Source organism: Streptomyces sp. CNP082 (assembly GCF_059570535.1).
Window position 1 is genome coordinate 159,349 of sequence record NZ_JCANSZ010000002.1, and the last position, 22,175, is coordinate 181,523.

At 73.8% G+C, this 22,175-nt stretch carries 22 protein-coding genes and 2 tRNA genes; 16 read left to right on the forward strand and 8 right to left on the reverse strand.

Annotation, left to right across the window (positions count from 1 at the left end; genetic code table 11):
- Window positions 1–80: 80 nt before the first annotated feature.
- Together B124_RS02220 and B124_RS02225 are read right to left on the reverse strand one after the other, a co-directional pair.
- Window positions 81–815, reverse strand: coding sequence for a maleate cis-trans isomerase family protein (locus B124_RS02220; protein ID WP_496500879.1), 735 nt, complete (start codon window positions 813–815; stop codon window positions 81–83).
- 77 nt (window positions 816–892) lie between these two features.
- On the reverse strand, window positions 893–1,864 hold the full coding sequence (locus tag B124_RS02225) for a maleate cis-trans isomerase family protein (RefSeq protein WP_496500880.1): 972 nt from the start codon (window positions 1,862–1,864) through the stop codon (window positions 893–895).
- A gap of 237 nt (window positions 1,865–2,101) precedes the next feature.
- Here B124_RS02225 and B124_RS02230 point away from each other — a divergent pair, with 237 nt between their 5' ends.
- Both B124_RS02230 and B124_RS02235 read left to right on the forward strand, forming a co-directional pair.
- The gene (locus B124_RS02230) at window positions 2,102–3,043 is read left to right on the forward strand and encodes a D-2-hydroxyacid dehydrogenase (protein WP_496500881.1); all 942 of its coding nucleotides are present in this window, start codon (window positions 2,102–2,104) and stop codon (window positions 3,041–3,043) included.
- A gap of 117 nt (window positions 3,044–3,160) precedes the next feature.
- Window positions 3,161–4,612 carry an amidase gene (locus tag B124_RS02235; RefSeq protein ID WP_496500882.1) on the forward strand — a complete coding sequence of 484 codons (1,452 nt, stop codon included), beginning with the start codon at window positions 3,161–3,163 and terminating at the stop codon, window positions 4,610–4,612.
- A 108-nt stretch (window positions 4,613–4,720) separates the two neighbouring features.
- On the opposite strand, the gene B124_RS02240 is transcribed toward B124_RS02235, so the two are convergent.
- Window positions 4,721–5,221 (reverse strand): DUF3830 family protein, encoded by a 501-nt coding sequence (locus B124_RS02240; RefSeq protein WP_496500883.1) that lies wholly within the window; start codon window positions 5,219–5,221, stop codon window positions 4,721–4,723.
- A 97-nt stretch (window positions 5,222–5,318) separates the two neighbouring features.
- Between B124_RS02240 and ehuB the strand changes: the two genes are divergently transcribed.
- The 5 genes from ehuB (at window position 5,319) to B124_RS02265 (ending at window position 9,412) form a co-directional block, all read left to right on the forward strand.
- Window positions 5,319–6,236 (forward strand): ectoine/hydroxyectoine ABC transporter substrate-binding protein EhuB, encoded by a 918-nt coding sequence (gene ehuB, locus B124_RS02245; protein ID WP_496500884.1) that lies wholly within the window; start codon window positions 5,319–5,321, stop codon window positions 6,234–6,236.
- Window positions 6,236–6,982: an ectoine/hydroxyectoine ABC transporter permease subunit EhuC gene (gene ehuC / locus B124_RS02250; protein WP_496500885.1), complete on the forward strand. Its 747-nt coding sequence runs from the start codon at window positions 6,236–6,238 to the stop codon at window positions 6,980–6,982. Before ehuB ends, ehuC begins: the two co-directional genes overlap by 1 nt.
- The gene (gene ehuD / locus B124_RS02255) at window positions 6,979–7,629 is read left to right on the forward strand and encodes an ectoine/hydroxyectoine ABC transporter permease subunit EhuD (RefSeq protein WP_496500886.1); all 651 of its coding nucleotides are present in this window, start codon (window positions 6,979–6,981) and stop codon (window positions 7,627–7,629) included. Before ehuC ends, ehuD begins: the two co-directional genes overlap by 4 nt.
- Window positions 7,630–7,651: 22 nt before the next feature.
- Window positions 7,652–8,422 carry an ectoine/hydroxyectoine ABC transporter ATP-binding protein EhuA gene (gene ehuA / locus B124_RS02260; protein WP_496501031.1) on the forward strand — a complete coding sequence of 257 codons (771 nt, stop codon included), beginning with the start codon at window positions 7,652–7,654 and terminating at the stop codon, window positions 8,420–8,422.
- Between the two features lie 183 nt (window positions 8,423–8,605).
- The gene (locus B124_RS02265; protein ID WP_496500887.1) at window positions 8,606–9,412 is read left to right on the forward strand and encodes an IclR family transcriptional regulator; all 807 of its coding nucleotides are present in this window, start codon (window positions 8,606–8,608) and stop codon (window positions 9,410–9,412) included.
- 543 nt (window positions 9,413–9,955) lie between these two features.
- Here B124_RS02265 and B124_RS02270 read toward each other — a convergent pair.
- A tRNA-Leu gene (locus B124_RS02270) sits at window positions 9,956–10,040 on the reverse strand.
- Window positions 10,041–10,135: 95 nt separating this feature from the next.
- Between B124_RS02270 and B124_RS02275 the strand changes: the two genes are divergently transcribed.
- The gene (locus tag B124_RS02275; RefSeq protein ID WP_496500888.1) at window positions 10,136–11,341 is read left to right on the forward strand and encodes a nucleoside/nucleotide kinase family protein; all 1,206 of its coding nucleotides are present in this window, start codon (window positions 10,136–10,138) and stop codon (window positions 11,339–11,341) included.
- 57 nt (window positions 11,342–11,398) lie between these two features.
- On the opposite strand, the gene B124_RS02280 is transcribed toward B124_RS02275, so the two are convergent.
- Both B124_RS02280 and B124_RS02285 read right to left on the reverse strand, forming a co-directional pair.
- A tRNA-Lys gene (locus B124_RS02280) sits at window positions 11,399–11,472 on the reverse strand.
- 50 nt (window positions 11,473–11,522) lie between these two features.
- Window positions 11,523–12,623 (reverse strand): Gfo/Idh/MocA family oxidoreductase, encoded by a 1,101-nt coding sequence (locus B124_RS02285; protein WP_496500889.1) that lies wholly within the window; start codon window positions 12,621–12,623, stop codon window positions 11,523–11,525.
- A gap of 168 nt (window positions 12,624–12,791) precedes the next feature.
- On the opposite strand from B124_RS02285, the gene B124_RS02290 reads away from it, so the two are divergent.
- From B124_RS02290 to B124_RS02305, 4 genes are all read left to right on the forward strand, one after another.
- Entirely contained in the window at window positions 12,792–14,117 is a 1,326-nt protein-coding gene (locus B124_RS02290) for a hypothetical protein (protein WP_496500890.1), read from the forward strand.
- Window positions 14,118–14,522: 405 nt separating this feature from the next.
- Window positions 14,523–15,302 (forward strand): HAD-IIA family hydrolase, encoded by a 780-nt coding sequence (locus tag B124_RS02295; RefSeq protein WP_496500891.1) that lies wholly within the window; start codon window positions 14,523–14,525, stop codon window positions 15,300–15,302.
- Window positions 15,303–15,437: 135 nt separating this feature from the next.
- Window positions 15,438–16,052 carry a hypothetical protein gene (locus B124_RS02300; protein WP_496500892.1) on the forward strand — a complete coding sequence of 205 codons (615 nt, stop codon included), beginning with the start codon at window positions 15,438–15,440 and terminating at the stop codon, window positions 16,050–16,052.
- Window positions 16,042–16,686: a class F sortase gene (locus B124_RS02305; RefSeq protein ID WP_496500893.1), complete on the forward strand. Its 645-nt coding sequence runs from the start codon at window positions 16,042–16,044 to the stop codon at window positions 16,684–16,686. The genes B124_RS02300 and B124_RS02305 overlap by 11 nt, the downstream gene beginning before the upstream one ends.
- Here B124_RS02305 and bcp read toward each other — a convergent pair.
- On the reverse strand, window positions 16,670–17,149 hold the full coding sequence (gene bcp, locus B124_RS02310; RefSeq protein ID WP_496500894.1) for a thioredoxin-dependent thiol peroxidase: 480 nt from the start codon (window positions 17,147–17,149) through the stop codon (window positions 16,670–16,672). The genes B124_RS02305 and bcp overlap by 17 nt on opposite strands.
- 102 nt (window positions 17,150–17,251) lie before the next feature.
- On the opposite strand from bcp, the gene B124_RS02315 reads away from it, so the two are divergent.
- On the forward strand, window positions 17,252–17,596 hold the full coding sequence (locus tag B124_RS02315; RefSeq protein ID WP_496500895.1) for a DUF3618 domain-containing protein: 345 nt from the start codon (window positions 17,252–17,254) through the stop codon (window positions 17,594–17,596).
- Between the two features lie 55 nt (window positions 17,597–17,651).
- Window positions 17,652–17,954, forward strand: a complete 303-nt coding sequence (locus B124_RS02320) for a GroES family chaperonin (protein WP_496501032.1) — start codon at window positions 17,652–17,654, stop codon at window positions 17,952–17,954.
- Window positions 17,955–18,040: 86 nt separating this feature from the next.
- Here B124_RS02320 and B124_RS02325 read toward each other — a convergent pair whose 3' ends face one another.
- On the reverse strand, window positions 18,041–20,311 hold the full coding sequence (locus tag B124_RS02325) for a transglycosylase domain-containing protein (protein ID WP_496500896.1): 2,271 nt from the start codon (window positions 20,309–20,311) through the stop codon (window positions 18,041–18,043).
- Window positions 20,312–20,508: 197 nt separating this feature from the next.
- Here B124_RS02325 and B124_RS02330 point away from each other — a divergent pair, with 197 nt between their 5' ends.
- Window positions 20,509–21,357, forward strand: a complete 849-nt coding sequence (locus B124_RS02330; RefSeq protein WP_496500897.1) for an ABC transporter permease — start codon at window positions 20,509–20,511, stop codon at window positions 21,355–21,357.
- Window positions 21,350–22,165: an ABC transporter permease gene (locus B124_RS02335; RefSeq protein ID WP_496500898.1), complete on the forward strand. Its 816-nt coding sequence runs from the start codon at window positions 21,350–21,352 to the stop codon at window positions 22,163–22,165. Before B124_RS02330 ends, B124_RS02335 begins: the two co-directional genes overlap by 8 nt.
- The last annotated feature ends 10 nt before the right edge of the window (window positions 22,166–22,175 follow it).

Here is a 22,175-nt window from a genome sequence, read left to right on the forward strand (position 1 = left end):
TCGCGTACGTCCCGGAGGCGCAAGGGCCGTACGGCCCGTACGCCCGGCCCGTAGGCCCGCGTGCGCCCGCGTGCGCCCGGTCAGTCCCGCTCGGCGAAGAGGCGCCCGAGCGACGGCTGCACCGCGCGGCGGCCGAGCAGCCGCAGGCCCTCCCAGACCGTGACCTGGTTCGCCGTGAGCACCGGCTTGCCGAGCGCCTCCTCCAGCTCCGCGACGTACGCCGCCGTGTGCAGCGCCGTGTCCGGCAGCAGCACCGCCTGGGCGTCCTCGTGGTCGCCCGCGCGGGCCAGGTGCAGCACCTCGTCGCGGCCCCAGGTGCCCACCTCGGCGGCGGTGATGATGCCGCTGCCCCGGGTCGACGTGACCTCGGCGCCGGCCGCCTTGAGGAACACGGTGAACAGCTCCGCCACGTCCTCGGGGTACGTCGCCGCCACCGCCACCCGGTGCACGCCCAGCTCCGCCACCGCGTGCGCGAAGGCGATCGACGTGCTGGACGCGGGCAGCCCGGCGTTCTCGGACAGCTCGGCCACCTGCTGCGCCGCGCCCTGGGGCCCGTAGACGAAGCTGGCGCTGGTGCACGCCCAGACCACCGCCTGCGCGCCCTGCGCCTTCAGCTCCCCCACGCCCGCGGCCAGCCGGCCGGCGGAACCCATCTCCAGCAGGGCGTCCACGCGGTGCGCGTCCTCGCCCATGTCGGTGTGCACGAGCGGCAGCGCGGTGTCGCCGCCGAGCATCTCCTGGATGCGCGGGTAGTCGTCCTCGGCTGAGTATCCGGGGTAGAGGAAACCGACGGTCGCCTTCACGTTCTGCTGCACACTGCCTCCGTCCTGTGAACGTGCGTCTGCCGGCGCGGGTCCTCCCCCGCGCCGGGACTCCGGTGGTCCGCGCCGGTCTACGCCGGCCACTGCCCCGGGTCGTCCGGCCACAGCGGCTCCGACACGTCCCCCGCGTCGGCCTCCTGCGCCTGCGCCGAGCCGGCCAGCGCCGCCTCGGGCGGCGGCGGGGCGGGCACGTCCGCGGACCGGGCCGGGACCTCGGGCGGCCGGGCCGGCGGCTCCGCCGACAGCACCGTGACGTCGGGGAGCACCGTGGCGTCCGGCGGCGCCATCGACGCCCAGCCGAGCCGCGCCGCGGGATCCAGCAGCGCCTGGTAAGGGCCTACGGCCTCCTTGCCGATGCGCTGCAGCGCGGCCCAGATCAGGACCTGGTTCGCCGAGAGCACCGGCATCCGCAGCTCCGCTTCGAGCTGCGGGATGGCGTCGTACGTCGGGAGGTTGGTGCAGCTGATGAAAAGTGCGTCCGGGGAGCCCTCCGCCACGGCGATCCGGGCCATATCGACGACTTCCCGGTACGGCACCCGCCAGATGTGCCGGGTCAGGCCGAGGCTGGCCCGCCCCGTGACCTCAATGCCGCCCTCTTCGAGGAACTCCTCCAGGGCTCCGGTGACGGACGGTGTGTACGGCGTGACGATGGCGACGCGGCGGGCGCCGATCTCGTCCAGCGCCGCGAGCATGGCGCCGGAGGCCGTCAGCGCCGGCACGGCGGCGGCGGACGACATGGCGGCGGTCATCGCGCGCTCGCCCATGCGGCCGTCCGCGAAGCTGCCGGACGCGCATCCGTAGGCGATGACCTCGGGCGAGACGGCGGTCAGGGCGCGTACCGCCTCCCGCAGGGTCTGGTGCTCGCTCACGAGCCTGGCCAGGTCGAGACTGACCTCGACCGGGACGTAGGGGGTACGCGTCAGGTGCAGGGAGACATCGTCCGGCACCCAGCGCCAGAGCTCGCGGTCGAGGGCGAAATCAAAAGGGGCTACGACACCGACACCACGCTGTGGCTGTGGTCCGCCCAGAAAAGAGACGTCCATGAGGATGCCCCGTTCATACGGAGGGCTGGGGGAAGGTGAATCATCTGGAGCAGCCGGTGAGCGACCGGGACGCAGGTGCAGATGCGGTTATTGACGAAGGTAGAGGCACACCCCTAGCGTGGTCAATCCTCGCATCTCCGACGTTTTTCCGCCTTCTCTATCAGGCTACATCCGGTACCGCACGGCGGTACCGGAGACCAGTGCAGCAGCGCCACATTGCGGGACGGTTTCCTTCCTATGTCCGATATCCGCGTGCTCGTCCTCGATGACGATCCGCCGCCCGACCTGGACCGCCTCCGGGGACGGGCCCAAGTGATCAGCACGGACGAGGACGGGCTCGCCGGGCTGCTGCCCTCCGCCGACGTGGTGCTGGTGTGGGACTTCACCTCGCCCGCGGTGCGCAGAGCCTGGCCCGGGTCCGGCCCGCGGCCCCGGTGGGTGCACACGCCGAGCGCCGGCGTCGACCATGTGCTCTCCCCCGAGTTCGCCGCCTCGGACACGGTGCTGACCAACGCCCGCGGGATCTTCGACCAGCCCATCGCGGAGTACGTGGCCGGGCTGGTGCTGGCGATGGCCAAGGACCTGACCGGCACCTGGGAGCGGCAGCGGCAGCGCCGCTGGCACCACCGCGAGACGCTGCGGCTGGCGGGGACCCGGGCGGTGGTGGTGGGCGCGGGGCCGATCGGGCGGGCCATCGCGCAGACGCTGGGGTGCCTCGAGGTGCGTACGGAGCTCGTGGGCCGGACCGCGCGCGACGGCGTACGCGGGCAGGCGGAGCTGCCGGCGCTGCTGGTGGAGGCCGATTGGGTGGTCTGCGCGGCGCCGCTGACGCCGGAGACCCGCGGGATGTTCGGCAGCGACGCGTTCGCGGCGATGCCCGACCGGGCCCGGTTCATCAACGTCGGCCGGGGTCCGCTGGTCGACACCACGGCGCTGGTCGCGGCGCTGGAGCAGCAGGAGATCGCGGCGGCGGCCCTGGACGTCTTCGAGACCGAGCCGCTGGGGCCTCAGGACCCGCTGTGGCAGGTGCCGGGGCTGTTCGTCTCGCCGCACATGAGCGGCGACACGGTCGGCTGGCGCGGGGATCTGTCGGACCAGTTCCTGGAGCTGTTCGACCTGTGGGAGGCGGGCCGGCCGCTGTTCAACGTCGTGGACAAGCAGCTCGGCTACGTACGGTGACGTAAACCGGCAGAATGCCGGCTGAACGCCGGCAGGAACACCGGCGGAGTGCCGGCGCAGTACCCGGCGGCGAGCCGGCGGAGAAGGTGACGGACGGACGACCGAGGAGGCGGGTGGATGGCGGGGAGTACGGATCCGGCGGATCTCACGGCGGTGGAGCTGCTGCGCGGCTACCGCTCGGGCGAGCTGTCGCCCGTGGAGGCCACCCGCGCGGCACTCGCGCGCGCGGCCCGGGCACAGGAGCTGACCAACGCCTTCGTCACCCTCGACGAGGGCGTACGGGACGCGGCGCTCGCCCGCGCGGAGGCGTCCGCGCGCCGCTGGCAGCGCGGGGAGCCCGCCGGGCTGCTCGACGGCGTGCCGGTGACCGTCAAGGACATGATCCTGCAGCGCGGCACCCCCACGCTGCGCGGCTCCCGGCTGGTCAGCCCGGACCGCGAGTGGGACGAGGACGCCCCGTCGGTGGCGCGGCTGCGCGAGCACGGGGCGGTGTTCCTCGGCAAGACCACGACGCCGGAGTTCGGCTGGAAGGGCACCACGGACAGCCCGCTGAGCGGGGCCACCGTCAACCCGTACGACACGGGGCGCACCGCCGGCGGCTCCAGCGGCGGGAGCGCCGCGGCGGTGGCGCTGGGCGCGGGGCCGCTGAGCCTGGGCACCGACGGCGGCGGCTCGGTGCGGATCCCCGCGGCGTTCTGCGGGATCGTCGCGCTGAAGGCCACGTACGGGCGGGTGCCGCTGTATCCGGCGAGCCCGTTCGGCACGCTGGCGCACGTCGGCCCGATGACGCGGGACGTCCGGGACACGGCGCTGCTGATGGACGTGGTCAGCGGCGCGGACCCGCGGGACTGGTCGCAGCTCGGCCCGCCCGCGGGCGGCTTCGTCGACGCCCTGGACGGGGCGGCCGAGAGCCTGCGGGGGCTGCGGGTGGCGTACAGCGCGTCGTTCGGCGGAGAGGTGGCCGTCGACCGGCAGGTGGCCGCGGTGGTGCGGGCCGCGGTGGAGCGGCTCTCCGACCTCGGCGCGTACGTGGAGGAGGCCGACCCGCTGCTGTGCGAGGGGCTCGCGCCGTGCCAGGAGGCGTTCCACACGCTGTGGTACAGCGGCGCCGCGCGGGTGGTGCAGCCCTACGGTCCCGCGGCCCGCGAGCTGCTGGACCCGGGCCTTGCGGAGATCGTGGCGCAGGGCGAGCGGTACAGCGCGCTGGACTACCTGACCGCGGTGGACGTACGGATGGCGCTCGGGCAGTCGATGGGGCGCTTCCACCAGACGTACGACGTGCTGGTCACCCCGACCGTGCCGATCACGGCGTTCGAGGCGGGCGCGGAGGTGCCGAAGGACTCGGGCCACACCCGGTGGACCGGGTGGACCCCGTTCACGTACCCCTTCAACCTCACGCAGCAGCCGGCCGTCAGCCTGCCCTGCGGGGTGGACGGGGCGGGGCTGCCGGTGGGATTGCAGATCGTCGCGGCGCGGCACCGGGACACGCTGGTGCTGCGCACGGCGCAGGCGCTGTACGAGTCGGGGATCGCGGACGGCATCCGGCCGCCGGAGCCGCCCGCCGGCTGAACCGCCGTCCCATCTGCCGTCCCATCTGCCGTCCCATCTGCCGGCTCACCCGCCGGCTGACCTGCCGCGCTGCGGGCCGCAGGCCACGGCCCGCAGCGCGGCCGGGCGTCAGAGCCGGCGGAAGTTGAGGGTCTCGCCGAGCGCGCCGCCGCGCCACAGGTCCTGGCAGGCGGCGGCCATCTCCTCCAGCCCCTCGACGACCGAGCCCCACACGATGCCGGGGACCCAGCCGGCGTCGCCGTTGATGAGCAGGTTGTTCCGCTCGTAGAAGAGCGCGAGGTCGACGACGCTCGCACGGCCCTGGTGCTTGGCGTCCACCTCGTAGCCGTAGCTGGCGGTGCCGAGCACGGTGTCGGTGAAACTGAAGTAGCACAGGTCCCCGGGGATGGGGGTGACCGTCGGGTTCTCCAGCGGCGGCTCGGCGGGCGCGAACGCGGGGAGCAGGGCGTAGATCTCGTTGCGGGCGTACTTCGCGTGGTAGACGTCGCCGCCGAGCGGGAGCGCGTTCCAGACCGCGGCACAGGTCACGGGCGCTCTGTCGTCGAGGAGCTTCGCCGTGCAGCGGACGCCCCGCTTGGCCAGAGAGACTTCGACAAATCGTGCAGACATGTACCACTCCCTCGTTCGGTGTATCCCACGATAACGGGAGGATCACCGGCCGGAACCGACCCGCATAACTTCGGCGGGGACGGGTAGCCGCGCGCCCATGGTTCTACGTGGTGAGAACAAGACGAGAAGCGGGCCGGGCGGGCTGAGGCGCCGCACGCTGCTCGCATCGGCCGCCGCCGCCGGCGCGGCCGGCGCGGTCGGCGGCGCCGCCGGCTGCAGCCGGACCGCCGAGGCGGAGGGCACCGTCGAAGGGGGTGACCTGCTCGAACAGCTTCGGGACCGGGGTGTCGTCAAGGTCGGCATCGCCGGCGAGGTGCCCTTCGGCTATATCAACGAGGACGGCGACGCGGTCGGCGAGGCACCCGCCATCGCCGAGGTGGTGTTCAAGAGGCTGGGGATCCCGAAGATCGAACCGGTGCCCGTGGAGTTCGGGGCGCTGATCCCCGGCCTGAAGGTGGCGCTGTTCGACGTCGTGTCCGCGGGAATGTACATCAACGCGGACAGATGTGCGCAGGTACTCTTTGCCGACCCCGACTATCTGATGTTGGACGCGTTCATTGTCAAGAAGGGCAATCCCCACAACATCAGGGGCTACAAGGACATCTCCGAGCAGGGTCTGAAGCTCGCGAGCGGCACCGCGTACGCCGAGATCGACTACGCCAAGGCCAACGGCGTGAAGGAGGTCCTGGTCCTGCCGGACCAGGTGGCGGGGCTCGAAGCGGTCGAGCAGGGCCGCGTGGACGCCTTCGCCGGCACCAACGTCACCGTCCAGAACGCGGTCAAGGGCTCCAAGCGGGCCGAGTCGTCCGAGCCCTTCCAGCCGATGGTCGACGGCGAGCCGCAGTACGGCGCCGGCGGCTTCGCCTTCCGGCTCTCGGAGAAGAACCTGCGCGACGCCTTCAACGCGGAGCTGCACAAGCTCAAGGAGAGCGGCGAGCTGCTCCGTCTCGTCAAGCCCTTCGGCTTCACCGAGAACGAGATGACGGACATGACGGTGAAGGAGCTGTGCCCCTGATGATGAGCTGGGAGTTCTTCCGGGAGTGGTTCCTCCCGGGCATCTGGGTCACGATCCAGGTGCTGGTCTACAGCACGGTGCTGGCCGCCGTCGTGGCGTTCGTCGTCGGCACGCTGCGGACCTCGCGGTTCTGGATCGTGCGGTTCCTGGCCGGCACGTACTTCGAGATCTTCCGCGGCATGTCCGCGCTGATCTTCATGTTCTGGATGGCCTTCGCGGTGCCGCTGATGCTCGGCTGGCAGTTCGTGCCGCTGTGGTCCGGCACCCTGGCGCTCGGCCTGACCTACGGCGCGTACGGCTCCGAGATCGTGCGCGGCGCGCTGGCGGCGGTGCCCGCGGCGCAGCGGGAGGCGGGCATCGCGCTCAGCTTCACCCGCATGCAGCGGCTGCGCCGTATAGAGCTGCCGCAGGCGTGGCCCGAGATGATCCCGCCGTTCAACAACCTGCTGATCGAGCTGTTGAAGGGCACGTCGCTGGTGTCGGTCATCGCCGTCGCCGACATGACGTTCGCCGGGAACCTGCTGCGGCTGGCGAAGAACGAGAGCGCGCCGATCTACACGCTGCTGCTGGTGCTGTACTTCGTTCTCGCGTTCATCCTCACCCGCCTCATGCGGATGCTGGAGCGCCGGGCCAAAGCGGGGGTGGGCCGGGCTCCGGAGAAGAAGAGCGGTCTCTTCACCCGTAAGCTCTCCGGCCGCGGCGAGGCCGTGCAGGCGAGCGCCCAAGCCGCCGGAGGTGTGGGATGACGTTCGACTGGGATGTCGTCGACGAGTTCATGCCGCGGTTCTGGGACGGCGTGCTCGTCACGCTCCAGGCCCTGGCCCTCGGCACGCTGATCGCCTTCGCGCTGGGCCTGGTCTGGGCCATGGCGCAGCGCGCGCCGCAGCGGTGGGTCCGCTGGCCGGTGACCGCGGTCACCGAGTTCATCCGGAACACCCCGCTGCTGGTGCAGTTGTTCTTCCTGTTCTACGTGGTCCCCGAGTGGGGCCCGTCCATGTCTCCGCTCACCACCGGCATCGTCGGCCTGGGCCTGCACTACTCGACGTACACCGCCGAGGTGTACCGCGCGGGCATCGACGGCGTGCCGGTCGGCCAGTGGGAGGCGTCGAAGGCGCTGAGCCTGTCGCGCGGCCGGACCTGGACGTCCGTGATCCTGCCGCAGGCCATCCGCCGGGTGGTGCCCGCGCTGGGCAACTACGTGGTCGCGATGCTCAAGGACTCGCCGATGATCGCGGTCATCGGCGCGCTGGACATGCTCGGCGAGGCCCGGATGTTCAGCAACGAGACCTTCACCACCGAGGCCATCACCGTCGTAGGCGTGGCGTTCATCGTGATCGCCTACCCCGCTTCCCTTCTGATCCGAGTCCTGGAGCGTCGCCTTGTCAACGACTGACCCCACCCCCGAGAACCCGCCCGTGGACGGCAGCGAGCTGATCCGCTTCGACAACGTCACCAAGCGGTTCGGCGACAACGTCGTCCTGGACAACCTGTGCTTCGACGTCTCGTCGGGCAAGCACGTGACGCTCATCGGACCCTCCGGCTCCGGCAAGACCACGATCCTGCGGCTGCTGATGACCCTGGTGAAGCCGGACAGCGGCACCATCAAGGTCAGCGGCGACTACCTCTTCCACGAGGAGCGGGGCGGCAAGCTGGAGCCGGCGGGCGAGAACCACGTCCGCGAGGTGCGCAAGAACATCGGCATGGTGTTCCAGCAGTTCAACCTCTTCCCGAACATGAAGGTGATGCGGAACATCACCGAGGCCCCGGTGCACGTGCTGGGCCTGGGCAAGGAGGAGGCGGAGACCCGGGCGCGGGAGCTGCTGGAGCTGGTGGGGCTCACCGAGCACATCGACAAGTACCCGAGCCAGCTCTCCGGCGGCCAGCAGCAGCGCGTGGCGATCGCCCGCGCGCTGGCGATGCGACCGCAGATACTGCTGCTGGACGAGGTCACCTCGGCGCTGGACCCGGAGCTGGTGGCGGGCGTGCTGGACCTGCTGCGGGACATCGCGCGGACGACGGACATCACGATGCTGTGCGTCACCCACGAGATGAACTTCGCGCGGGACATCTCCGACGACGTGCTGATGTTCGACGCCGGAAAGATCATCGAGTCCGGGCCGCCGGAGAAGATCTTCAGCGAGCCGGAGCACGAGCGGACGCAGCAGTTCCTGAACGCGATCCTCTGACGGCGCGGCCGACGCCGTACGCCGGCGCCGACGGCCATCGGGCGGGCGCCCTCCGAAACCGGAGGGCGCCCGCCGGCGTATGAACGTACGGGGGGCGGCGGAGCGTTGGCCCGCTATGGTGGGTGACGGCCCGACTACGGGCGGCTGTCGGGGGAAGCCCGGAAGACCTGTCAGGGAGACCACGTGGCGGTCCTGCGCCCGCCTCCGGGGGACCAGCCCCCGGGCCGGCGACCCGAGCCGACGGACGGACCCGCGGCGCCCTTCCACTCCGTACAGCACGCCTTCCGCGTCCTGGAGTCCGCCGCCCGGCACCGCGAGGGGGTGCCCGTCGCCAGGCTCGCCCGCGAGACCGGCCTGCCGCCGGGGCACTTGGCGCACCTGCTGCTGACGCTGCGCAAGCAGCGCTACGTGGAGCGGCTGGAGGACGGCTCGTACACGATCGGCGAGGCCGTGGCGCTGCTCAGCGCGGGCGAGAGCCGCACGCGGGCGGTCCACGACAAGCTGCAGCGGGGGATGAACGAGCTGCGGAAGGCGACGCGGGCGGCGATCTATCTGGGCCGCTACGAGGACGGGGAGGTCCGCGTCACCCAGGTCGCGGACGCGCCGGGGACGCCGCGGGTGAACGAGTGGGTGGACTTCCGCTCGGCGGCGCACGCGACGGCGCTGGGCAAGTGCCTGCTGACCCAGCTGGACCACGACGCCCGCCGCGAACACCTCTCCCGCCACCGCGCGGCCCGCCTGACGTCCCGCACGATCACCAGCGAGAAGGCGGTGCTGGCGGCGCTGGACCGCCAGGTGGCCACGGTCCCGACCCTGGACCTGGGGGAGTACGCGGTGGGCACGGTCTGCGCGGCGGTCCCCCTCACGGCGGGCCGCAAGGTGGGCTGCGTGGCGCTGTCGCTCCCGGCCCACCAGACGCACCGCCTCCGCGCGGCGGCGGACAGACTGAACACCGAGGCGGGCAGCCTCCTGCTGGCGCTGTCGCTGTAGGGGGTGTGCCGCGGGACCGCTCCGCGGGGCCGGGGAGGGAAAGCAAGGACCGCCGGACCGGGCCCGCGGGCGCCGCGGGACCGCTCCGCGAGGGCCGGGGGACCGCTCCGCGAGGGCCGGGGGACGCGGCTGCGGGAACCGCCGGAACGAGCCCGCGGACACCGCGAGACGAGGCCGCGGATCGCACCGCGGGGCCGCGCAGGCCCGGTGCCGGCGGCGTGGACCGCCCGGGCCCGCCCTCGCCCGGCACTCCGCACAGCAGGCACCGCGCAGCCCGCTTCAGACCCCGCGCCCGCGCCGCAGGCGCCGCGCCCCACGGCGCCGCCCCACCCGCCGCACGGACACGCGGACACCGGCGCCTTCCGCCACCGATCCCGCCCGCCGCCGGGCTTCGCCGCGCGGCGGCGACGACGGCCCCGGGCCCTCCCACCCAAAACACCCCGGGCGGTCCGCCCACTTCACCCCTGCCCCGCGCCGCGGGCACCGCGTAGCCCCGTACCACGGCGCCGCCCCACCCGCCGCGCCCCGCGCAGCGGACACGCGTGCGGCGGGAGGGATTCGAACCCTCAAGCCCTGTCAGGGGCCACAGATCCTAAGTCTGCTGCGTCAGCCATTGCGCCACCGCCGCTCGCCCGGCATGTTACCCGGCCCCGGATCACGGCCCGGATACGGCGTGTTGGGCCCGGCCGTCCCGCGGGGGCCGTCGCGTCGTAGGGTGCGGCAATGCGTACCGATCTGCTGGCCGACGAGGCGTGGGCGCTCCTTCGCGGGGGCCGCCGGGCCGTGCTGGGGCTCGCGGGGGCGCCGGGGGCCGGGAAGTCGACGCTGGCCCGCGCGCTCGTCGCCGCGCTGCGCGCACGGCACGGGGACGGCGCCGCCGCGTATGTGCCGCTCGACGGCTTCCACCTCTCCAACGCCCAGCTCGACCGCCTCGGCCTGCGCGACCGCAAGGGCTCCGAGCCGAGCTTCGACGCCGGCGGCTACGCGGCGCTGCTGCGCCGGCTGGCGGAGGAGCCCGGCGCGGAGGTGTACGTACCGGACTTCGACCGCGCGCTGGACGAGCCCGTCGCCGCCCGGCACCACGTCCCGCCCGGCACCCGGCTGATCGTCACCGAGGGCAACTACCTCGCCTGCGACCTGCCGGGCTGGCGCACGGCGCGGGAGCTGATGGCGCAGGTCTGGTACGTGGACGCCCCCGACGCGGTGCGCGACGCGCGGCTGATGGCGCGGCACGTGGGCTTCGGCCGTACGGCAGCCGCCTCCCGCGCCTGGATAGACGCGAACGACGCGCCCAACGCGGACGTGGTGAAGGCATCGCGGGGCCGGTGCGACCGGGTGGTGGCGTTCGAGGGCCCCGGAGAGGAGAAGACCCCGGACACCGCCGTCGGCGGCCACGGGGACGTCCTCGTCCTCAGCGGCCCGCCCGGTGCCGGCAAGACCACCGTCGCCCGTCTACTCGCCCGGGAGCACGACCCCGGCGTCCACCTCCACACCGACGACTTCTGGGCCTTCATCACCCGCGGCGGCATCGCTCCCTACCTCCCCGCCGCGCAGCGCCAGAACGAGACCGTCGTCGCCGTCGCCGCCGGTGCCGCCGCCCGGTACGCCGCCGGAGGCTACCGCGTCGTACTCGACGGCGTCGTCGGCCCCTGGTTCGTCGACGCCTACCGCGCCGCCGCCCGCGCCGCCGGCGTCCCCCTGCACTACGTCGTCCTCCGCCCCGACGAGCAGACGACCCTGGCCCGCGCCACCGCCCGCACCGGCCCCGACGCGCTGACCGACCCCGGGCCCGTACGGGCGATGCACCGGGAGTTCGCCGACCTCGGCCCGTACGAGACCCACGCGCTGGACACCGGCGGCCAGCCGCCCGAGGCGACGGCCGCGGCCGTGCGCGAGGCGGTCGCGGCCGGTACGTACCGGCTCGGCTAGCGCAGACAGGCGAAGAGCCCGGGCCGGTGTACACCGGCCCGGGCTCTTCGGGATGTGTGCGCCGCCAGGGACTCGAACCCCGGACCCGCTGATTAAGAGTCAGCTGCTCTGACCAACTGAGCTAGCGGCGCAGGTGCCGTCTCGGACGACGTTGTCAATCATACCGGCTCCCCCGGCGTGCTCAGTCACCCTCCGTGAGCCGTACGACCCGGCCCTCCGCCGCCGAGCGGCGGGCCGCCTCGAGCACCCGCAGCGTCGCCGCGGCCTCGGCGGCGGTGACGGGCGGGGGCGTGCCGGTGCGCAGGGCCTCGGCGATGCCGGCGTAGTACGCGGGGTAGTCGCCGGGGAGGGTGGGGACCGGCTCGCCGCCGCCGGTGAGCGGGGATTCCCCGGCACCGAGGCGGCCCCAGGCGTCGTCCGGCTCCGCGCCCCAGGTCCCGCCCGCGCCGTCCCCGGGGCGGCGGCCGTCGCGCAGCGCCGCCTCCTGCGGGTCGAGCCCGTACTTCACGTACCCGGCGCGGTTGCCGAGCACCCGGAAGCGCGGCCCGAGCTGCGGGGCCATCGCGGTCATCCACAGGTGCGAGCGGACTCCCCCGGCATGCTCCAGCGCGACGAAGTCGTCGTCGTCCACCTGCGAGCCCGCCCGCCGCGCGGCGGACTCGGCGTAGACGGAGGTCACCGGGCCGAAGAGGGTCAGCGCCTGGTCCACGAGGTGGCTGCCCAGGTCGTACAGCAGCCCGCCGGCGTCCGCCGGGTCGGCCGAGTCGCGCCAGCCGCCGCGCAGCGCGGGGCGCCAGCGCTCGAAGCGGGACTCGAAGCGGTGGACGTCGCCGAGGGCGCCGTCGGCGAGCAGTGCGGCGAGCGTACGGAAGTCGTTGTCCCAGCGGCGGTTGTGGAAGGCGGAGAGCAGCAGCCCGCGGGCGTCGGCGAGGGCGGCCAGCTCGTCGGTCTCGGCGGCGGTGGCGGCCAGCGGCTTGTCCACGACGACCGGCAGCCCGGCCTCCAGCGCGGCGGTGGCCAGCGGCACGTGGGTGCGGTTGGGGGAGGCGACGACGGCGAGGTCGAGGCGGTCGGCGCGGGCGAGGAGGTCGTCGGCGGTGGCGACGGCGGTGGCGCCCGGGTACGCGGCACGCACCTGCCGCTGCCGCTCGGGGTCGCCGGTGACGACGGTGTCGAGGACGAGCCCGTCCGTGGCCGCGACGAGCGGGGCGTGGAAGACGGCCCCGGCGAGTCCGTAGCCGAAGAGACCGACGCGCAGGGGGGTGCCAGGGGTGCCATCCATGGCCGTCACTCAACCACACGGGCCACGGCGGGGCGGGGGCGGGCGGGTGGTGACCGGCAGGCGCCGTACGGGCCGGTTCCGCCGGACGGGCGTTCTGCGCGCGGGCCTTGCGCCGTTCGGAGCCGCCTCGCCGATCGCCGGCACGGAGGCCGTGGCACGGTCGCGAGCATGGGACCGCGCTCCGCACTCGCCCTCATGTCCGCCGCCGCAGCCCTCGTCCTCTCACCTGTCGCACCCGCCGCCCCCGCCTCGGGCGGCGCCGTCTCGGCCGGCGCCGCGGCGTCTGCCGTGACGGGAGAGCCGCCGCCCGGCCGCGCGCTCGCGCCGCGCTGCGGCGACCCCGGGTCCCGGCGCTTCCCCGTGCGGACGGAGCTGCACGGCGACGGCGGCGCACTCCGGGCGGGCGGCGCCCGGGGCGCCCTGACACTGCGGTTGCACAACGCCTCGGACGGGCGCTGCCGCGACGTGCACCCCGTGGCCGTACTCGGTCACGAGGCCGGCGGGCGGCTCCGGCCGGGCGACATCCGGCTGGAGTTCTACGACGCGGCGGCGCGGCGCTGGCGGTCGGTGGCCTTCGAGCGGACCGGCGCGGGCGAGAGCGCCGGGGTGTTCGCGGGCGGCTTCCGCGGCTTCGGGCTGGCGGCGGGAGAGAGCCGGGAGGTGCCGGTACGGGTCGGCTTCGCGAAGGGCGCCCCGCAGGGGCGGGTGACCGTGAACGTGACCACGGTGCAGCGGCGCGGGGACGACGGGGAGTGGGTGGGGCAGTCGAAGGACTACGAGATCGGCGTCGAGCGGGGGCGGCGGTGCTGCGGCGGGACGCGGGAGGAGGAGCGGGAGCGGGAGGAGCGGGAGCGGGAGGAGCGGGAGCGGGAGGAGCGGGAGCGGGAGGAGCGGGAGCGGGAGGAGCGGGAGGACGCGACGGAGCGCCCCGCACAGCCGCGGGAGACGCGGCCGCGAGAGACGCAGCCGCGGGAGAGAACGGCGCCGGAACGCCCGGGGCGGCGGCCGGCGGAGCCGCCCGGCGCCGGGGAGAGCGGAGGTCCGGCGACGCCGGACACCCCGGCGGAGAGCAGTACGCCGGGAGCACCGGGGGCGTCGGAGTCGCCGGGCAGCCGGGCAACCCCGGGAACGCCGGCCACCCCGCCGGCACGGGAGGCGCCGGAGACACCGGAGGAGCCGGAGGGGCTGGAAGGGCTAGAGGGGACAGTGGGGCCGAAGGAGCCGGAGACACCGGAGACGCCGGGCACACCTGTGCCGCCGGAAGCGCCCGGCACACCACCGGCGCCGAAGGACAGCGCCGTACCGCAGTGGCCCGACGACGTCCCGCAGGCCCCGCCCCGGCTCCCCGGCACCGCCCCGATGCCGGAGAGCCTCGCGGCGACGGGCTCGCGGGCAACCCCCGCGGCGGCGGCCGGGGCGGCCGGCTCGCTCCTCCTCGGCACCGCCCTCCTCCTGACCAGCCGCCGCCTCCGCCGCACCCCGTCCAACCACTGACCCCGCAACCACCCACCGCCACACCCCGCGCCCCGCACCCACGCGACGGGACCACCCGGCCGCGCCGCGCGACGTGCGCAGGGCCTCCCGGTCGTGTGCCGGCCCGGGTCCGGGGTGAGGGAGGGATGCCCCAGTCCCGCCCCTTCCCGAAACTTGGGGGCTCCGCCCCCAAGACCCCGCCCGGGGGCTCCGCCCCCGCACCCCCACCCGGCCCCGCCCCTGACCCCAGCCGGAGGCTGCGCCCCCGTACCCCCATCGGGCTCCCCCCCTGACCCACCCGCACAGGCCACCCATCCGCCCTCCACCCACCCGTCCCTCCCCCTTCTCCCACCGCCCCCGACCGCCCCGCCGCTCCTGCGTCTAGGCTGGTGGCCAGGTCCCCGAGGCACCGGTTGGAGAGAGCAGATGGCGGAGCGCAGGCCGGTCGAGTCCTGGCTGACGGACATGGACGGGGTGCTCATGCACGAAGGCATCCCGATCCGCGGCGCCGACGCCTTCATCAAGGGGCTGCGCGACTCCGGCAAGCCCTTCCTCGTGCTCACCAACAACTCCATGTACACCCCCGGCGACCTGCACGCCCGGCTCTCCCGCATCGGGCTCAACGTGCCGGTGCAGAACATCTGGACCTCCGCCCTCGCCACCGCCAAGTTCCTCGACGACCAGCGCCCCGGCGGCACCGCGTACGTCATCGGCGAGGCCGGGCTCACCACCGCCCTGCACGACCAGGGCTACGTCCTCAGCGACCACCGCCCCGACTACGTCGTCCTCGGCGAGACCCGCACGTACAGCTTCGAGGCGCTGACGAAGGCCATCCGGCTCATCGAGAACGGCGCCCGCTTCATCGCCACCAACCCGGACCAGACCGGCCCGTCGACCGAGGGTCCGCTGCCCGCGACCGGTGCCGTCGCCGCGCTCATCACCAAGGCGACCGGCAAGGAGCCGTACTTCGTCGGCAAGCCCAACCCGCTGATGATGCGCGCCGGGCTCAACCAGATCGGCGCCCACTCCGAGTCGACCGCGATGATCGGCGACCGGATGGACACCGACGTGCTGGCCGGTCTCGAGGCGGGCATGGAGACGTATCTGGTGCTGACCGGGCTCACCCGGGCGGACCAGGTGGAGCGCTTCCCGTACCGGCCCTCGCACATCGTCGACTCGATCGCCGACCTCGTCGAGCTGATCTGAGCCGAGCTGATCTGAGCCGAGCCGCGCCGCCCGCCGTTCGGGTGGGCGGCAACCGGATCGGCGCAGTGCCGCCGCCGTACGGATGCGGGGGCGCGCCGCGTCGCGACCCTGGGAGTGAGAGCTCCCGGAGGTTCCATGCGCCCGGTCCGTGTCTGCCTCGCCGCCGTTCTCCTGCTGACGGGCGGCGCCGCCGCCTCCTCCTGCGCCCCCGACGCGTACGCGCACGGCGAGGTGACCGTGACCCCGTACCGCGTGCAGCGCGGCGATCCGGTCCAGGTGAGCACCGGCGCCTGCCGGGGCGACTTCGCCTCGGCGCACTCCAAGGTGTTCGAGGCGCCGGTGAAGATGCGGCCGGAGAACTACGGCGGGCTCACCGGGCGGGGGAAGATCAAGTGGTCCGCGCGGCCCGGCACGTACGCGGTGCGGGTCGACTGCGACCCCGGCCGGCGGGTGGCGCGCGGCCGGGTGGTGGTGGAGGAGCCGCACCACCGTCCGGACCACTGGAAGAACAGTTGGCACCGTCAGCCCTGGTCGCCGGTGACCGCGGGCGGCGGCGGTACGGCGAAGAAGGCACGGGCGCCGAAGGGGACGCAGCCCGCGCAAGCGCAGCAGGGGCAGCAGGCGGAGAAAAGCTCCGTGCCCGCGCTGCCCCTCGCCCTCGTCGGCGGCGGCGCAGCCGTCCTCGCCCTCACCGCCCTGCGCCGCCGCACCGGCACCACAACCGCGGCCGGCCCTCCCGATGGCCGCTGAGCGCACCGGCCGCCGCCCCAGCCTGATCACCGCAGCCGCCTGGGCCGTGCTCCTGCTGGGCCTGGGGCTCTGGGGCCGCGACCTGGGCGGCGACGAGAGCGACGCGCTCCCCGACGGCGCCTCGGCCGCGCAGGTGCTGCGCCACGGGCCGCCGACGGCCCGTCCGCTGCCGGGCGCCGTGCCCGCGGGGGTCGCGGTGCCGTCGGTGGGGGTCCAGGGCCCGGTGACCGGCCAGGGTCTCGACGGGGACGGCGCGGTGGCGGCGCCGCCGTTCGGCAACGCGGACGAGATCGGCTGGTACCGCGGCGGCGCGCAGCCCGGCGCGGCGGGCGTCGCGGTCTTCGTCGGGCACATGGACACCCGCGCCAAGCCGGCGGTGTTCTACCGCCTGGGCGACGTGCGCCCCGGCGAGGAGGTCACGGTCACGCGCGCGGACGGGCGGACGGCGGTGTTCACCGTGGAGCGGGTGGAGACCGTCGCCAAGGACGACTTCGACGCCCGCCGCGTCTACGGGCAGCACCGGCCCGGCCGGGCCGAGATCCGCCTGCTCACCTGCGGCGGCGCGTACGAGTCGAAAGCCCGGGGCTACACCGGCAACCTGGTGGTCTCCGGCTACCTCACGCGGACTGCGTGACGTCGAGATCCTTGAGGAGCTTCGCGACATGACCGGTGGCCTTGACGTTGTACAGCGCCCGCGCCACCTTGCCGTCCTCGCCCACGACGACGGTGGAGCGGATGACGCCGGTCACCGTCTTTCCGTAGAGCTTCTTCTCGCCGTACGCGCCGTACGCCTCCAGCACCGCCTTGTCGGGGTCGCCCACGAGCGTCACCCGCAGCGACTCCTTCTCCCGGAACTTCGCCAGCTTCGCCGGCTTGTCGGGCGAGACGCCGATGACGTCGTAGCCGGCGCCGGCGAGCAGGTCGAGGTTGTCGGTGAAGTCGCACGCCTGCTTGGTGCAGCCCGGGGTGAGCGCGGCCGGGTAGAAGTAGACGATGACCTTGCGGCCCCGGTGGTCGGCGAGGGACACGTCCTTGCCATCCGCGTCGGGCAGGGTGAAGCCGGGGGCCGTGTCGCCGGGCTGGAGTCGCTCGCTCATGTGCTTTTCCCTACTCCTCGGTGCGGGGCGGATGTCGCACCCGAGGGTAACGGCTGACAGACTGGCGACCAGCAGACGGACGGCGAGGACGGAGGCACCGCGGTGTCGGACGGCAGGACTCCCGCGCAGATCGAGGCGGACATCGCCCGCCGGCGGCAGGCTCTCGCCGCGACGCTCGACGAGATCTCGCTGCGGGTGAGCCCCAAGAACCTGGTGGACGAGGCGAAGGCGCGGACGAAGGGCGCGGTGGACCGCACCGCGGGCCAGGCGTTCGTGGTCGCGAACCGCGCGGTCGACAGCGCCCGCGGCGTGCTCGTCTCGCCCGACGGCGCCCCCCGGCTGGAGCGCATCGTGCCGGTCGCGCTCGCCGTCGTGGCCGTCGCCGGGCTGCTGGCGGCGGGGTCGCGCCGGCCGGGGAAGAGCCGGGCCAGGCGGCGGCGGCGCTAGCGACGCGGGTACCGTCGAGTCCGTGAATACGTCCCACGACAAGCTGCCCATCCGGATGCTCCACGACCGGGTCCTCGTCCGCACCGACGCCGCGGAGGGGGAACGCCGGTCCAGCGGCGGCATCGTCATCCCCGCGACCGCGGCCGTGGGCCGCCGGCTGACCTGGGCGGAGGTGGTGGCCACCGGGCAGAACGTGCGGACGGTCGAGCCCGGCGACCGGGTGCTCTTCGACCCGGAGGACCGCGGCGAGGTCGAGGTGCGGGGCGTGGGCTACGTGCTGCTGCGCGAGCGCGACCTGCACGCGGTCGCCTCGGAGCGGCTGGAGGGCTCACAGGACTCCACGGGCCTGTATTTGTAACGGACGGCTGCCGGTAACGGGCCGCGCCCGCCCGGGATCCCGCGCCCAGGCTGTCGTCCGCGACGGCTTGCCGCCTTTGCTGCCCCCTACTGCGGCACCGGCGGTGCCGCGCCCGCCGGTGCCGCCGGCGGGGGTGGGGCCGACGCCGGCGCAGGGGCCGGGGCGGGGGCCGGCACCGGCGCAGGGGGCGGGGCGGGGGCAGGAGCCGGGGCCGGGGCCGCCGCGGGGGCGGGGGCCGGCGCGGGGGCCGGGGGCGGAAGCGGCGCGGGTACGGGCGCCGGGGGTGCGGGAGGCGGCGTGTACGGCATCCGCTGCTTCCGGCTGACCTCCAGGTCGAAGTCGCTCGCCGGCACGTCCCACAGCGCGTCCCTCGTGTACGCGCCCCAGATCCGCGCCGGCACCCCGCCGCCGCTGATCCGGTCCTCCCCGAGCACCCCGTGCAGCGACTTCTGCACGCCCGTCTCGGGGTCCTGCCCCATCAGCCCGACCACCGTCGCCAGCTCCGGGGTGTAGCCCGCGAACCACGCCGAGCGGTCGTGCTCCCCGGTGCCCGTCTTGCCGGCCGCGGGGCGCTCGGCGCTCTGCGCCTCCTCGCCGGAGCCGTTCTCGACGACGTTCTGCAGCATCGCGGTCGTCGCGTCCGCCGCCGTGCGGGAGACCACGGAGTGCGGGCGCTGGGGCGGGAGCTGGAAGATCTCGCCGTTGCGGCTGAGCTTGTCCACGAGGCGGTAGCCGCCGTGGTCGCCGTGGGCGGCGAGCGTGGCGTACGCCTGCGCGAGGTCGAGCGCGCTGGGGGTGGCGGTGCCGAGGCCGATGGAGGGGTGGTCCTTCAGCTCGGGGGTGGCGGCCGGCAGCCCGAGGCGGACGGCGGTGCCGCGGACCTTCTTGGGGCCGACGTCCTGGGCCATCTGCGCGTAGACGGAGTTGACCGAGTCGTTGGTGGCGTCGGCGACGTTGATGCGGCCGTAGGAGACGTCGTCCTGGTTGCTCGGCGCGTAGCGCAGGGCCTTGCCCTTCGCGCCGATCACCTTGCGGTCGGTGTCGCCGTCGTACATCGTCCGCGGCGTGATCCGCCTGCCCTCCCAGTTCTTCGCCTTCTCCTGCACGGCGGCGGCGAAGACGAACGGCTTGAAGGTGGAGCCGGCCTGGTAGTCGCGGCGGGTGGCGTTGCTGACGTACTGCTGGGTGTAGTCCGTGCCGCCGTAGAGCGCCACGACCTTGCCGCTTTCGACGTCGATGGAGGCGCCGCCGACGCGCACGTTGGCGTCGGCGGGGTTGGACTCCGGGTCGAGGTGGTAGGTCAGCTCCTCGTCGACCGCGTTCACGAACGCGTCCTGCTTGTCGGGCTGCAGGGTCGTGACGATGCGGAAGCCGCCGGCGGCGAGGGTCTTCTCGTCGATGATGCGGTGCTCGACGAGGTAGCTGTTGATGGCTTCGACGAGGTAGCCGCGCTGCCCGGACAGGCCGGGGTCGAGCCGGGACGGCTCGGGCACGGGGAACTTCAGGCTGCCGCGGCTGCCGGGGGCGAGCCAGCCCTCCTTGACCATGCCGTCCAGCACGTAGTTCCAGCGCGCCTCGGCGGCGGGCCGGTTGTCGGGGTGCACGGCCACGTCGTACGTGCTCGGGGCCTGGAGCAGCGTCGCGAGGAACGCGCCCTCGGCGACGGTCAGCTTCTCGACGTCCTTGTCGTAGTACGCCTGGGCGGCGGCCTGCACGCCGTAGGCGTTGCGGCCGAAGTAGCTGGTGTTGAGGTAGCCCTCCAGGACGTCGTCCTTGGTGACCTCGCGGTCCAGCTTGATCGCGATGAACGCCTCGCGGAGCTTGCGGCTGATCGTCTGCTCCTGGTCGAGGTAGTAGTTCTTCACGTACTGCTGGGTGATGGTCGAGCCGGACTGGGTGCCCTTGCCGGCCAGGGTGTTGAAGCCGGCCCGGACCATCGCCAGCGGGTTGACGGCCGAGTCGGAGTAGAACTTGCGGTCCTCGGCGGCCAGTACGGCCATGCGCACGTGGTCGGGGACGCGCTCCAACTGCACGCTCTCGCGGTCGACCTCGCCCTTGTCGGCGAGCTTGGTGCCGTCGGCGTAGAAGTAGTGGTTGCTCTGGGCGGTCGCCATCTCGTTGGGCCGGGGGATGTCGACGGACAGGTAGCCGACGGCGAACGCCCCGGAGGCCAGCGCCACCGTGAGCATCGCGGCGCCCAGCAGCACCTTCCACCAGGTCCTGCGGTACCCCCGCCGCCGCCGGCGGGCCGCCGCGGGCGGGCCGGGCGGGGGTCCGGCGTCCGCGCCGTCGCCGTCCTCCGGGTCCTCCTCGGGGCCGAAGCTCCGGATGCCCTGTCGCGTCTCCGTGTGGCTCATCTGCCGTCCGTGAGGTCGTCATGTCAGGTAATGGTCCGCCTGTGAGCAGTTTGTCATTAAGAATGCAGATATTCGGGAGCGTGGATATCCGGTCGCGGGGCTCAACCCGACTGGACTAGAGTCGGTCCGTTTGTGCGCGGGGGCGGCACCGGCGAAGCCCCGTGGAGAGCGGGCTGGAGAGAGCGGGGAGGGCGGGCATGCGCGGCTCGGGGGCCCTGCGGGACGCGCCGGCCGTGCAGGCGCTGCGGCTGTACGGGCTGGTGGCCGCCGGCGGCTTCCGCCGGTTCGCGACGTACCGCGCGGCCACCGCCGCCGGTGTCTTCACCAACACCGTCTTCGGCTTCATCCTGGCGTACACCTTCATCGCGCTGTGGCACGAGCGCCCCCAGCTCGGCGGCTACGACCAGGCGCAGGCGCTCACCTTCGTCTGGGTCGGCCAGGGGCTGATCGCCGCCGCCGCGCTGCTGGGCGGCGGCAGCTTCCCCGAGGAGCTGCAGGAGCGCATCCGCACCGGGGACGTAGCCGTGGACCTCTACCGCCCCGTGGACCTCCAGTTCTGGTGGTGCGCCCAGGACCTCGGCCGGGCCGGCTTCCAGTTGCTCGGCCGCGGCGTCGTGCCGCTGGCGGTGGGTGCGCTCGCCTTCGAGCTGGCGCTGCCCACCGCGGCGCACACCTGGCTGCTCTTCCTGTGCTCGGTGGTCCTGGGCTGTCTCGTCAGCTTCGCGATCCGGTATCTCGTCGCCCTCGCCGCCTTCTGGCTGCTCGACGGCCAGGGCATCAACATGGTCAGTTCGCTGGTGACGATGTTCTTCTCCGGCTTCCTGCTGCCGCTCACCCTCTTCCCCGGCGTGCTCGGTGACGTGGCCCGGGTGCTGCCGTGGGCGGCGATGATGCAGGTGCCGGCCGACGTGCTGCTCGGCCGGCACACGGGTGCGGGCCTCGCCGGGGCGCTGGCGTTCCAGGCGGGCTGGGCGGCGGTGCTGCTGGCCGCCGGGCGGGCGCTGCAGTCGGCGGCCACCCGCAAGGTGGTGGTGCAGGGTGGCTGACCTGGCCGCCGGGGCGCGAGGCTACGGGCTGATCGTGGCGATGTGGGTGCGTACGACGATGGCGTACCGCGCCTCGTTCGCGATGACGACCCTGGGGAACCTGCTGGGCAGCGTGCTCGACTTCGTCGCCATCGCGATCATGTTCGCGCACGTCGACGCGCTCGGCGGTTTCACCCTCGCCGAGGTGGCGCTGCTGTACGGCACCACGTCCACCTCCTTCGGCCTCACCGACCTGCTGCTGGGCAACGTGGAGCGGGTCGGCTCCCGCATCCGCGACGGCACGATGGACACGCTGCTGGTCCGCCCCGTCCCCGTCTTCGTGCAGATCGCCGCGGACCGCTTCGCGCTGCGCCGGCTGGGGCGGATCGTCCAGGGGCTGGCGGTGCTCGGCTGGTCGCTGACGCAGCTCGACGAGGTGGACTGGACCGCGGACCGGCTACTGCTGATGCCGGTCATGGTGCTCGCAGGGTCGGCGATCTACGGCGCCGTGTTCGCCGGCGGCGCCGCGTTCCAGTTCTGGGCGACCGACGCCGCCGAGGTGCAGAACTCCTTCACGTACGGCGGCAACATGCTGCTGCAGTACCCGCCCACGATCTTCGGCAAGGAGCTGCTGCGCGGCGTCACGTTCGTCGTGCCGCTGGCGTTCGTGAACTGGCTGCCGGCCCTGCACATCCTCGGCCGGGACGACCCGCTGGGCCTGCCCGGCTGGGTGGACTTCGCCTCGCCGCTGGTCGCCGCCGCCTGCTGCGCGCTGGCCGGTCTTGCGTGGCGCGCGGGGCTGCGCGGGTACCGCAGCACGGGAAGCTGACATGGCCGGT

Coding starts and splice junctions, on each gene's coding strand:
- ehuB (WP_496500884.1), top strand. CDS start 5,319: ATGGTTCTACGTGGTGAGAACAAGACGAGAAGCGGGCCGGGCGGGCTG.
- B124_RS02305 (WP_496500893.1), top strand. CDS start 16,042: ATGGCCGCTGAGCGCACCGGCCGCCGCCCCAGCCTGATCACCGCAGCC.
- B124_RS02285 (WP_496500889.1), bottom strand. CDS start 12,623: ATGGATGGCACCCCTGGCACCCCCCTGCGCGTCGGTCTCTTCGGCTAC.
- B124_RS02320 (WP_496501032.1), top strand. CDS start 17,652: ATGCTCCACGACCGGGTCCTCGTCCGCACCGACGCCGCGGAGGGGGAA.
- B124_RS02290 (WP_496500890.1), top strand. CDS start 12,792: ATGGGACCGCGCTCCGCACTCGCCCTCATGTCCGCCGCCGCAGCCCTC.
- B124_RS02300 (WP_496500892.1), top strand. CDS start 15,438: ATGCGCCCGGTCCGTGTCTGCCTCGCCGCCGTTCTCCTGCTGACGGGC.
- ehuD (WP_496500886.1), top strand. CDS start 6,979: ATGACGTTCGACTGGGATGTCGTCGACGAGTTCATGCCGCGGTTCTGG.
- B124_RS02225 (WP_496500880.1), bottom strand. CDS start 1,864: ATGGACGTCTCTTTTCTGGGCGGACCACAGCCACAGCGTGGTGTCGGT.
- B124_RS02295 (WP_496500891.1), top strand. CDS start 14,523: ATGGCGGAGCGCAGGCCGGTCGAGTCCTGGCTGACGGACATGGACGGG.
- B124_RS02330 (WP_496500897.1), top strand. CDS start 20,509: ATGCGCGGCTCGGGGGCCCTGCGGGACGCGCCGGCCGTGCAGGCGCTG.
- B124_RS02230 (WP_496500881.1), top strand. CDS start 2,102: ATGTCCGATATCCGCGTGCTCGTCCTCGATGACGATCCGCCGCCCGAC.
- ehuC (WP_496500885.1), top strand. CDS start 6,236: ATGATGAGCTGGGAGTTCTTCCGGGAGTGGTTCCTCCCGGGCATCTGG.
- B124_RS02235 (WP_496500882.1), top strand. CDS start 3,161: ATGGCGGGGAGTACGGATCCGGCGGATCTCACGGCGGTGGAGCTGCTG.
- B124_RS02325 (WP_496500896.1), bottom strand. CDS start 20,311: ATGAGCCACACGGAGACGCGACAGGGCATCCGGAGCTTCGGCCCCGAG.
- bcp (WP_496500894.1), bottom strand. CDS start 17,149: ATGAGCGAGCGACTCCAGCCCGGCGACACGGCCCCCGGCTTCACCCTG.
- B124_RS02240 (WP_496500883.1), bottom strand. CDS start 5,221: ATGTCTGCACGATTTGTCGAAGTCTCTCTGGCCAAGCGGGGCGTCCGC.
- B124_RS02275 (WP_496500888.1), top strand. CDS start 10,136: ATGCGTACCGATCTGCTGGCCGACGAGGCGTGGGCGCTCCTTCGCGGG.